The organism is Ruminococcus sp. AM26-12LB (assembly GCF_003480785.1).
GTDB lineage: Bacteria > Bacillota > Clostridia > Lachnospirales > Lachnospiraceae > Blautia_A > Blautia_A fusiformis.
On the sequence record NZ_QUJX01000012.1, the window covers coordinates 132568 to 142136 of the forward strand.

Below are 9569 nucleotides of genomic sequence, written 5' to 3' on the forward strand. Positions count from 1 at the left end.
TATGCTGGTTGTTGTAACAGGAGGCAGCGGAAGCGGAAAATCTGCTTTTGCGGAAGAAACCGTACTTTCCCTTGGCGAAGCCAGAAGGATCTATATCGCCACCATGCAGGCTTTTGACGAAGAAAGCCACAGGCGCATCCGCAGACACCGGCACATGCGTGCAGGAAAAGGCTTCGAGACAATTGAAAGATATACAGAGCTGGATGAGCTGCTCATCCCGAAGGACTGCGTGGTCCTTCTGGAGTGCATGTCCAATCTGGTTGCAAATGAGATGTTCCGGGAAGGCGGCTTCCACCCGGAGGTGGCAGAAAAGATCACAGAAGGGGTGAAAAATCTTCTTTCCCAGGCAAAGCATGTGGTGATCGTCACCAACGAGATCTTTTCAGACGGGATCCTCTACGAGGAAGAATCAGAACAGTACAAAAAAGAGCTGGGACAGATCAACCAGAAGCTGGCAGAGCTGGCAGAAGAGGTTGTGGAAGTCGTATACGGGATCCCTGTATGGCATAAAGGAGGAAAGGAAGCATGAAAAGCTTATGGAACAGTTTTAAGGCAGCCTTTGCCATGTTTTCAAAGATTCCTATGCCCATGGTGGACTGGAAGAAGGAAAACATAAAATATATGATGTGCTTTTTCCCCTTTGTGGGGACTGCCATCGGCATCCTGACCTGGCTTGCAGGAGGGGTCCTCGGTGTACACGTAGCTCTGGAGCCATTTTTTCTCGCTGTGATCCTTACTGTGATCCCGGTATTTATTACCGGCGGCATTCATGTAGACGGGCTTTTGGACACGTCAGATGCATTAAGCTCCTGGCAGGAACGCACAAGGAGGCTGGAGATCCTGAAGGATTCCCATGCAGGTGCATTTGCCATTATCACAGCCTGTGTATATTTTATCCTCTGGCTGGGAGCCTGGGATCAGCTCCTTGGAAATTATAACGGGATCTGTATCATGAGCCTGGGCTTTATGATGTCCAGATGTCTTTCCGGGATCGGTGTGATTACATTTCCCAAGGCAAGGACAGACGGGACTGTGGCAGAATTTTCCAGAAATGCGTCAGAGATCGCAGTGCGAAATGTTCTTATCACGATGTTTGTGATCCTTGCAGCGCTGATGATATGGGTAGATCCGGTCCTGGGTGTTCTGGCAGTTGTCAGCGCACTTCTGGTATTCTGGTGGTATCACCATATGGCTTTGAAATATTTTGGAGGGACCACAGGTGATCTTTCCGGATTTTTCCTTTGCATCTGCGAGGTTGTGATGGCACTGGTGCTTGCTCTTGGTGGCACGTTTAATCTGTAATGAAGATTTGGATGAGGTAAAAATATTATGGAAATGATAATCGGAGGTGCATATCAGGGAAAAGCTGACTATGCAAAAGCACAGTTCCCGGATGTGGACTGGAAATTCGGAGGAGAGATCACAGAAGAGGAGCTTCTGAAGGCAGCGGGTGTTCTGGGATTTCAGGAATACATAAGAAAAGCTCTGAAGGCAGGAGAAGATCTCACCGGCCTGGCAGAAAAGCTGGCACAGCAGGATCCGGATGTGATCCTTGTCAGTGAGGAGGTAGGCTACGGGATCGTTCCGGCGGATGCTTTTGAACGGCAGTACCGAGAAGCTGTTGGCCGGGTGTGCACTGCACTGGCTGCAAAAAGCAGCAGGGTCACAAGAGTGGTATGCGGGATCGGGACGGTGCTGAAGGATGATTAGATTATATCTGATACGACACGGACAGACACCCGGAAATAAGCTTCAGCGTTATATCGGAACAACGGATGAACCGCTGAGCACGGAGGGAAAGGAATTTCTGGAAAAGCTGACCTATCCCATGCCGGAGGCCCTTTATGTAAGTCCGCTCTGCCGCTGTGTGGAAACTGCGGGAATCCTTTTTCCGGGAAAAAGCTTTCATATCATCGAAGAGCTTTCCGAGTGTGATTTTGGAGAGTTTGAGAATAAAAATTATAAAGAGCTTTCCGGAAATCAGGATTATCAGAGGTGGATTGATAGCAATGGAACGCTTCCTTTTCCGGGAGGAGAAAGTCGAGAAGCGTTTAAGCACCGGAGCCTTACAGGATTTCAGAAGGCTGTCACACAGTGTATCCGCAACAACATAAAGACAGCGGCTCTTGTGATACATGGCGGTACGATCATGAACATTATGGAAGAATATGCGGACAGACCCAGGGCTTTTTATGAATGGCATGTAAAAAACGGCGGCGGTTATCTGGCAGAGCTGGAGCCTGCGCTGTGGCAGAAGGGACGGAGAGAGCTCTGTGTCCGTGAATCATATATGGAGGGTTAAGTTATGAATGAGCAGAAGATCAGCTGGAAACGCAGCGACTTGAAATGGCGTGGAAAACAGGCATTCAAAAAAAATTACTGGTCAGCAGTGCTGGTAAGTCTGGTGCTGGCTATTGTGATGGCAACCGGCGGAAGCGGTGCGGCCACTGGCAGTGCCGGAAATGTGGTAAGTCCGGACTACGGTGTTACAACGTATCGTTTGGGTACGGATATCAATGGTGTTACTTCTTATGTCAGCCATGTATTTCGCTCCCCACTGGCAGTGCTTTTTGCACTTCTGAGTGCCAGTGCCGTGGTAGCTGTGGCTCTGATCGGAATTCTTTTTCATTTCTTTGTGGGAAATGTTTTGGAGGTAGGCGGAAGAGATTTTTACATTGAGAACCTTTATTCTGTACCCGGGCCCGGAAAGCTCCTCAGTGTATTTCGTTCCGGGAATTACGGTAATATCGTAAAAACCATGTTTTTACGGGACCTGTATCTTGTATTGTGGACGCTGCTTTTTATTATTCCCGGAGTGGTAAAATCCTACGAATATAAGATGATCCCTTATCTTCTTGCGGAATATCCGGATATGAGCACAAAGGAAGTGTTTGCAAAAAGCCGTGAGATGATGAACGGACAGAAGATGGATACCTTTATCCTGGATCTTTCCTTTATTCCCTGGTCTGTCCTTTCGGCAATTACGGCCGGGATCGCGGGACTCTTTTATGTATCCCCGTATAAGGATGCAACCTATGCGGAGCTTTATGATACTCTTGCGGCAGGAATGCCGGGAAACGAACAGCAGGTGTATGAAGATGAAAATAGCGGCATATACGGATAAAATGATCCTTGTGAGAGGTGGCGGAGATCTGGCCACAGGAGTGATTCACAAGCTTCATCAGAGTGGCTATCAGGTCCTGATCCTGGAATGTGACCGTCCAAGTGCCATCCGCCGTCATGTGGCCTTCTGTGAAGCTGTTTATGACGGAACTGCAGAGGTAGAAGGCGTTGTGTGCAGGAGGATCACGGAGAACGATATCCGGACCCAGTGTAGGAAATGCTGGGCACAGGGAGAGATCCCCCTTCTGACAGATACCCATGGAAAATATATCCGCGAATTGGAGCCGGAGGCAGTGATCGATGCCATCCTTGCCAAAAAGAATCTTGGGACCAGCAGGGATATGGCACCACTGACTGTGGGACTTGGCCCGGGCTTTACCGCAGGGGAGGATGTGGATTACGTGATCGAGACCATGCGCGGCCATAACCTGGGAAGGATCATAAAAAAAGGCATTGCCCTGCCGAATACCGGAGTGCCGGGACTGATCGCAGGAATCGGAAAGGAACGTGTGATCCATTCACCGGCAGCCGGTAACATGAAAAACATCTGTCAGATCGCAGATCTTGTTGAAAAAGACCAGGTGATCGCCATGGTAGGTGATACGCCGGTGAAGGCTACCATTTCCGGCGTGATCCGGGGACTGATCCGGGACGGCTACCCTGTTTTTGAGGGAATGAAGATCGCGGACATCGACCCAAGGGCAGAACAGAAGAAAAACTGTTTTACGATCTCAGACAAGGCGAGGTGTATCGCAGGGGGAGTACTGGAGGTGCTGCTTTCCTGCGGAGTGCTTCCGGGAACAGAGAAATCTGTGAGGAATGAGAATCTGTGACCGATACAGAGCCTGGTGTCCCTGAAAGAAGTTAGAAGATAAATGGAGTGTGTCATGAAGAAAAATGAAAAAGCGCTTACTGTGGCATTCACAGGAGGCGGCGGAAAGACCAGTCTGATCCTTGGACTGGCAGAAATATTTTCCGGACAGGGAAAACGTGTGATCGTGACCACAACCACGCATATGGCATGGGAACCGGAACGTCCTTTTGCGGAGGCAGAGGACATTCCGGGAGCATGCCGGCTTATAGAACAATACGGATACGTCATCGCGGCTCATCACAAGGCCGGGCAGCCAAAGATTTCCGGCCCCGAAAAGGAGATCCTGGAAAAGCTGCCCGGCTTTTGTGATCTTCTTCTTGTGGAAGCTGACGGATCCAGGCGCCGACCCCTTAAAGTGCCGGCTGTTCATGAGCCGGTGATCCCTTCTTTTGCAGATATGGTAGTAGGAGTGATCGGTTTTGACTGCATCGGCAAAAGGATCTGTGATACGGCACACCGTCCGGATGATGTGGCGGGATTTCTGGGAAAGCGTACAGATGAGCCTGTGACATGGATGGATGTGTGGAAGATCATCCGGTCTGAAGACGGATTGCAAAAAGGCGTGGACGGGCGAAGATTTCTTGCGTATCTGAACAAGGCAGATACTCTGGAGGATCCTTGTGTGGCGGAGAAGCTTATGGCACAAGGTCAGGAGTCTGGGATCATGATGATCTGCGGAAGCCTGCAGAGAAGTGTAAACAGCTAGTACAGCGAAAATTAAGTTTCTGCTATATTGACGCAGCAGATGAAAAATCAGGCAAGTCAATATGGCGGTTACTTAATATTCGCTGTACTAGAATCGAAAGGAAGTGGAGCGGTGATATGAAGCTGGGACTGATCATGCTGGCAGCAGGAAACAGCCGGCGGTTTGGAAGCAATAAGCTGCTGTACGGGATAGACGGAATGCCGATGTACAGGCATATTCTCCTGGAACTGAAAAAAGTGAAAGCAGCACTGGAGGAACAGGGGCACAGGTGTGAGATCACAGTTGTCACACAGTATGAGGAGATTGCGCAGGAAGCAGAGAAGCTCGGCGTGCGGTTTCTTTATAATCTGCATCCGGATGAGGGAATATCTTCCTCACTGAAGATCGGGCTGCGGGTCAACCGGGAGATGGATGCTTGTTTGTTTACGGTGGCAGATCAGCCGTGGTTGCGGTGGGAGACGGTTTTTGGACTGGTGGATGTGTTTTTGAGAGATGGGAAAGGGATCGCCTGTGTGGAGCATGATGAGAAGACCGGGAATCCCTGTGTTTTTTCGAAGAAGTATTATGGGGAGCTGATGGAGCTTTCCGGTGATGTCGGAGGGAAGAGGGTGGTTGTGGCACATCGGGGGGATGTGGCTGTGATGAAGGTTGAGGATGGACGGGAGATGGTGGATGTGGATTTTTCGGACGGTACCTCGCCGGCTGACGTGCGAAGGAGTGGAAGGCTATAGTGGAGGCGTGAGTTTAAAGAATATAGCGAAAAGAGTTGCTGACGTGCGAAAGGGGAGATAGGCTAGAGTGAAAGTGTGAAGTTTGTAGAAGCAGAGCATCGATGATGAAAGCACCGGCTGATGTGTGAAATCACCGTGTCTGAGACAATTTTCACTTATACAAAAGCCAGCAGGGAACCGCCCTGGCGTAGTGGGATGTTCTGCAGGAGTCCTGCTGATTCTTAGGTGGTGTGGTTTCTGCGTTATTCCAAAAAGTTCTGCTGTCTGAGCGGCTTGACGCGAGTTCAGAACTTTTTGGAATGGTTTTAGCAGAAGCCGCAGCACCTTAGAAGCCAGCGGACGACGAAGCCCTTCCCGCTACGCCAGGGCGGTTCCCTGCGTACGTTCGTTATAATTTATAATTATAAGGTAGACAAATCTCAAATAAAGTGATTCTTAGCCGCTTCTTCCTCAGCCAGACGAACCGTCTCACCGGAAGGATTGGAGATCACTGCTGAAGCTACGATCTCACAAGGCGGGTTCCCCTTTACACTGTCAACGGCAGCCGTAACAGCAGAAACATCACCAGTCAGAAAAACAGTGGCATGACCACCACACTTCGTCTGCCAGGTAAGAAAAGAAACATCAGAAGTCTTCAGCATCTGGTCGATCACCAGGATCGCATTACTGCTGCCAACAACCTCAACTAAACCAAAAGCACCATAATTCATAAATCCGTCGCCCCCTTTATTTATTGATCGTCATCTTCAGTGCGATCTCAGTATCCTCAGAAGGAGAAGCGATCACAGTATGAGAAACAACCTTACCAAGAGGTTTGGCTGCCTCCAGCGCAACCTCCATAGCTGCATTAACGTCAGAAACAGAACCACGCATCTTGACACAGGCGCCACTCTTCAGACGGTTACGTTCAACACTCTGGATCCTGACATTGGCTGCTTTGGAAGCAGCATCAAGAGCAACAAAACAGGCAACCAGGTTATCCAGCTCAAAAACACCTACAGCCATGCCCTTATAATTATTATCCATAAAAATACCTCCATGCGGAACAGATTCCAGTAATGTGGTTTCTTGACCGGTTTTACGTGGAATCATTACCGTTTTTATGGATTTATTATAACTTTTTTAGACAAAAATAGCAAGAAATAAATACACAGATAACAAAGTATTACTGAGAACGGAGTGAACAGTAGCTCACGAAGAGAACAGCAACGCAAAGTTTACTTTGGACGCCGGATATAGTATATTAATTAAATAAGAAATAGCAGGAAGGTGTAAAGAAATGCAGATACATCAGACAGACTTTTCAACAGGAAATGTCTATCGTAACATTATGGAGGTGGCTGTGCCGATGATCATTGCACAGATCCTGAACCTCCTTTACAACATTGTGGACCGGATCTATATCGGAAGGATTCCTGAGATCGGAGCCACTGCACTGACAGGAGTGGGACTGTGTTTTCCTATTATCACTCTGATCACCGCATTTACCTATCTTTTTGGAAATGGAGGAGCACCGCTTTGCTCCATGGAACGGGGAAGAGGAAACCGGGAAGAAGCAGAAATGCTCATGGGAAACACCTTTGTGATGCTGATCGGCACAGGAGTGATCCTGACGGCCATTGGCCTTATCTTTTACAGACCGATCCTCTATGCCTTTGGCGCCAGTGATGTAACCTTTTCCTATGCGGCAGACTACATAAGGATCTATCTTCTGGGAACCCTGTTTGTGATGATCACTTTGGGAATGAACCCGTTTATCAACAGCCAGGGCTTTGGAAACACAGGGATGCTCACGATACTGATCGGTGCTGTACTGAACATTCTTCTGGATCCCCTGTTTATCTTTGGGATGCACATGGGAGTCCGGGGAGCGGCTTTGGCGACTATCATTTCCCAGTTCTGTTCCGCCATCTGGGTCTTACGCTTCCTTACAGGAAAAAAGGCGATCCTGAACCTGAAAAAAAGCGCCATGAGGATCTCCTGGAAAAGAGTGGGCAGTATCGTAAGCCTGGGTATGTCCGGTTTTTTTATGGCATTTACAAACAGTCTTGTGCAGGTGGTATGCAATGCCACACTCCAGACCTGGGGCGGTGATATCTACGTTGGTGTCATGACAGTTTTAAATTCTGTCCGTGATATTTTTACTATGCCGGTCCAAGGGCTTACCGCAGGGGCTTCTCCGGTCATGAGCTTTAATTACGGAGAAAAAGCTTACGACAGAGTCAAAAAAGCAATTAAATTTATTACAGCTGTCTGTGTGATCTATACCCTGGCTGGCTGGGGGATCCTGAAGCTGCTTCCGGAATTTTTTATCCGGATCTTTAACAGCAATCCCGGGCTTCTGGAAAAGGGAGTTTCCGCCCTTCATATTTACTTTTTCGGCTTCTGCTTTATGGCATTGCAGTTTACCGGACAAAGTGTGTTCGTAGCACTGGGAAAGGCAAAAAAAGCCACCTTTTTCTCTCTGTTCCGAAAGGTAGTGATCGTAGTGCCGCTGACGGTCCTGCTGCCTCATGTGAATGGCCTGGGAACAGACGGCGTGTTCTGGGCGGAACCGGTTTCCAACCTTGTAGGCGGCTGTGCATGCTTTTTCACCATGCTGGCAACAGTACTGCCGGAGCTGAACAAACGTAAGGCATAAGACGGGCCGCGCGAATTTATGCGATTAGCATAAATTCTGTGCATCGCGAAGTGTGTTACTGAGAACGGAGTGAACAGTGACTTTAAACGGGCCGGATAAGGGTTTGCGGGAAATTTTGATATGTGTTAGAATGGACGGGATGATTTGAAAGTCCGGCGTATAGCCGGACAGGAATGAGAGGAAAATATAATGGCTTTATTTCAGGCATTTCGGGCAGTAAGACCTGCTTCGGAAAAAGCAGAAAAGGTGGCTGCACTTCCCTATGACGTAGTCAGCAGAGAGGAAGCGAGAAAGATCGGGGAAAAAAATCCGGAATCTTTTCTCCATATAGACCGTGCAGAGATGGATCTGGATCCGGAAACCGATCTTTATGATCCGAAGGTTTATCAGAAGGCAAGGGAAAATCTGGATCGTTTCCAGAAAGAAGGGATTCTGATCCAGGATGAGAAACCGAACTATTATCTGTATGAACTGATCCGTAAGGGAAGATCCCAGACCGGGATCGTAGGTGTCAGTTCCATTGATGATTACATGAATGGTGTGATCAAAAAGCATGAGCTTACAAGAGAGGATAAGGAGCAGGACCGCATCCGTCATGTGGATGTCTGTGATGCCAACACAGGTCCTATTTTTCTGGCGTGCAGATATCCGGCAGAGCTTCTTACTCTTATGGAAGAATGGAAAAATGCACATGCTCCGGTGTATGATTTTACTTCCGATGACGAGATCACACATCGTGTATGGGTCGTAGATGAGGAAGAAAAGATCCGGACTATACATAGTCTTTTTGGCGGAATCTCCTCTATCTATATTGCTGATGGTCACCACAGAGCAGCCTCCGCAGTAAAGGTTGGACAGAAGAGAAGAGCGGAGCATCCGGACTACACCGGAAAAGAAGAATTTAACTTTTTCCTGTCAGTGGTATTTCCGTATGACCAGCTGACCATCCTTCCGTATCACAGGATCGTAAAGGATATCAAGGGTATGGAACCCAAAGCCTTTATCGGAAGCATGAAATTTAATTTTGAGCTGATGGCAATGCCGGGCTTTCCATGTAAACCGGTGGAGAAACACTGCTTCGGGCTGTATGTAGACGGAGAATGGTTCCATCTGAAGGCATATCCGGATATCTATGCGGGTAAAGACAGCGTAGGTCAGCTGGATGTATCTATTCTTCAGGATAAGGTTCTGGGTCCGGTTCTGGGGATCAGTGACCCGCGTACCGATGAGAGGATCCGCTTTATGGGAGGAAACCACCGGCTGAAGGATCTGGCAGCAGCTGCAGATGAGACAGGAGGAGCTGCCTTTGCCATGTATCCTACATCCATGGAGGAGCTGATGACGATCGCAGACGAGGGTAAGCTTATGCCGCCAAAGAGCACCTGGTTTGAACCGAAGCTCCGCAGTGGTCTTTTTATCCATAATCTTTCAGACTGATGCCGGAGGCTATTAACAGTTAAATATAAATTATAAAATCATATAAGTACATGTTGA

Annotated in this window: 12 protein-coding genes; 10 read left to right on the plus strand and 2 right to left on the minus strand. The window is 48.5% G+C overall.

What is annotated here, in order from left to right; genetic code table 11:
* Position 1 precedes the first annotated feature (1 nt).
* The 8 genes from DW694_RS10650 (at position 2) to DW694_RS10685 (ending at position 5434) form a co-directional block, all read left to right on the plus strand.
* The gene (locus DW694_RS10650) at positions 2-529 is read left to right on the plus strand and encodes a bifunctional adenosylcobinamide kinase/adenosylcobinamide-phosphate guanylyltransferase (protein ID WP_015524754.1); all 528 of its coding nucleotides are present in this window, start codon (positions 2-4) and stop codon (positions 527-529) included.
* The gene (gene cobS, locus DW694_RS10655; protein WP_015524755.1) at positions 526-1302 is read left to right on the plus strand and encodes an adenosylcobinamide-GDP ribazoletransferase; all 777 of its coding nucleotides are present in this window, start codon (positions 526-528) and stop codon (positions 1300-1302) included. The genes DW694_RS10650 and cobS overlap by 4 nt, the downstream gene beginning before the upstream one ends.
* A 27-nt stretch (positions 1303-1329) precedes the next feature.
* Positions 1330-1710 (plus strand): bifunctional adenosylcobinamide kinase/adenosylcobinamide-phosphate guanylyltransferase, encoded by a 381-nt coding sequence (locus tag DW694_RS10660; RefSeq protein ID WP_015524756.1) that lies wholly within the window; start codon positions 1330-1332, stop codon positions 1708-1710.
* Positions 1703-2302, plus strand: coding sequence for a histidine phosphatase family protein (locus tag DW694_RS10665; RefSeq protein WP_015524757.1), 600 nt, complete (start codon positions 1703-1705; stop codon positions 2300-2302). The genes DW694_RS10660 and DW694_RS10665 overlap by 8 nt, the downstream gene beginning before the upstream one ends.
* A gap of 3 nt (positions 2303-2305) precedes the next feature.
* Positions 2306-3124 carry a DUF975 family protein gene (locus tag DW694_RS10670; RefSeq protein ID WP_118752971.1) on the plus strand — a complete coding sequence of 273 codons (819 nt, stop codon included), beginning with the start codon at positions 2306-2308 and terminating at the stop codon, positions 3122-3124.
* A complete protein-coding gene (yqeB, locus tag DW694_RS10675; protein WP_118752972.1) occupies positions 3099-3956 on the plus strand; it encodes a selenium-dependent molybdenum cofactor biosynthesis protein YqeB in 858 nt (285 codons plus the stop codon). The genes DW694_RS10670 and yqeB overlap by 26 nt, the downstream gene beginning before the upstream one ends.
* 54 nt (positions 3957-4010) lie before the next feature.
* Positions 4011-4703: a selenium cofactor biosynthesis protein YqeC gene (gene yqeC, locus DW694_RS10680; RefSeq protein ID WP_173760888.1), complete on the plus strand. Its 693-nt coding sequence runs from the start codon at positions 4011-4013 to the stop codon at positions 4701-4703.
* A gap of 116 nt (positions 4704-4819) precedes the next feature.
* The gene (locus DW694_RS10685) at positions 4820-5434 is read left to right on the plus strand and encodes a nucleotidyltransferase family protein (protein WP_118752974.1); all 615 of its coding nucleotides are present in this window, start codon (positions 4820-4822) and stop codon (positions 5432-5434) included.
* Positions 5435-5853: 419 nt separating this feature from the next.
* On the opposite strand, the gene DW694_RS10690 is transcribed toward DW694_RS10685, so the two are convergent.
* Together DW694_RS10690 and DW694_RS10695 are read right to left on the minus strand one after the other, a co-directional pair.
* The gene (locus tag DW694_RS10690; protein ID WP_015524765.1) at positions 5854-6144 is read right to left on the minus strand and encodes a BMC domain-containing protein; all 291 of its coding nucleotides are present in this window, start codon (positions 6142-6144) and stop codon (positions 5854-5856) included.
* A gap of 16 nt (positions 6145-6160) precedes the next feature.
* On the minus strand, positions 6161-6460 hold the full coding sequence (locus DW694_RS10695) for a BMC domain-containing protein (RefSeq protein ID WP_015524766.1): 300 nt from the start codon (positions 6458-6460) through the stop codon (positions 6161-6163).
* 253 nt (positions 6461-6713) lie between these two features.
* Here DW694_RS10695 and DW694_RS10700 point away from each other — a divergent pair, with 253 nt between their 5' ends.
* Together DW694_RS10700 and DW694_RS10705 are read left to right on the plus strand one after the other, a co-directional pair.
* Entirely contained in the window at positions 6714-8075 is a 1362-nt protein-coding gene (locus DW694_RS10700) for an MATE family efflux transporter (protein ID WP_118752975.1), read from the plus strand.
* Between the two features lie 189 nt (positions 8076-8264).
* Positions 8265-9512: a DUF1015 family protein gene (locus DW694_RS10705; protein ID WP_118752976.1), complete on the plus strand. Its 1248-nt coding sequence runs from the start codon at positions 8265-8267 to the stop codon at positions 9510-9512.
* The last annotated feature ends 57 nt before the right edge of the window (positions 9513-9569 follow it).

Coding starts and splice junctions, on each gene's coding strand:
- DW694_RS10695 (WP_015524766.1), bottom strand. CDS start 6,460: ATGGATAATAATTATAAGGGCATGGCTGTAGGTGTTTTTGAGCTGGAT.
- yqeC (WP_173760888.1), top strand. CDS start 4,011: ATGAAGAAAAATGAAAAAGCGCTTACTGTGGCATTCACAGGAGGCGGC.
- DW694_RS10705 (WP_118752976.1), top strand. CDS start 8,265: ATGGCTTTATTTCAGGCATTTCGGGCAGTAAGACCTGCTTCGGAAAAA.
- DW694_RS10660 (WP_015524756.1), top strand. CDS start 1,330: ATGGAAATGATAATCGGAGGTGCATATCAGGGAAAAGCTGACTATGCA.
- DW694_RS10665 (WP_015524757.1), top strand. CDS start 1,703: ATGATTAGATTATATCTGATACGACACGGACAGACACCCGGAAATAAG.
- cobS (WP_015524755.1), top strand. CDS start 526: ATGAAAAGCTTATGGAACAGTTTTAAGGCAGCCTTTGCCATGTTTTCA.
- DW694_RS10690 (WP_015524765.1), bottom strand. CDS start 6,144: ATGAATTATGGTGCTTTTGGTTTAGTTGAGGTTGTTGGCAGCAGTAAT.
- DW694_RS10650 (WP_015524754.1), top strand. CDS start 2: ATGCTGGTTGTTGTAACAGGAGGCAGCGGAAGCGGAAAATCTGCTTTT.
- DW694_RS10670 (WP_118752971.1), top strand. CDS start 2,306: ATGAATGAGCAGAAGATCAGCTGGAAACGCAGCGACTTGAAATGGCGT.
- DW694_RS10700 (WP_118752975.1), top strand. CDS start 6,714: ATGCAGATACATCAGACAGACTTTTCAACAGGAAATGTCTATCGTAAC.
- DW694_RS10685 (WP_118752974.1), top strand. CDS start 4,820: ATGAAGCTGGGACTGATCATGCTGGCAGCAGGAAACAGCCGGCGGTTT.
- yqeB (WP_118752972.1), top strand. CDS start 3,099: ATGAAAATAGCGGCATATACGGATAAAATGATCCTTGTGAGAGGTGGC.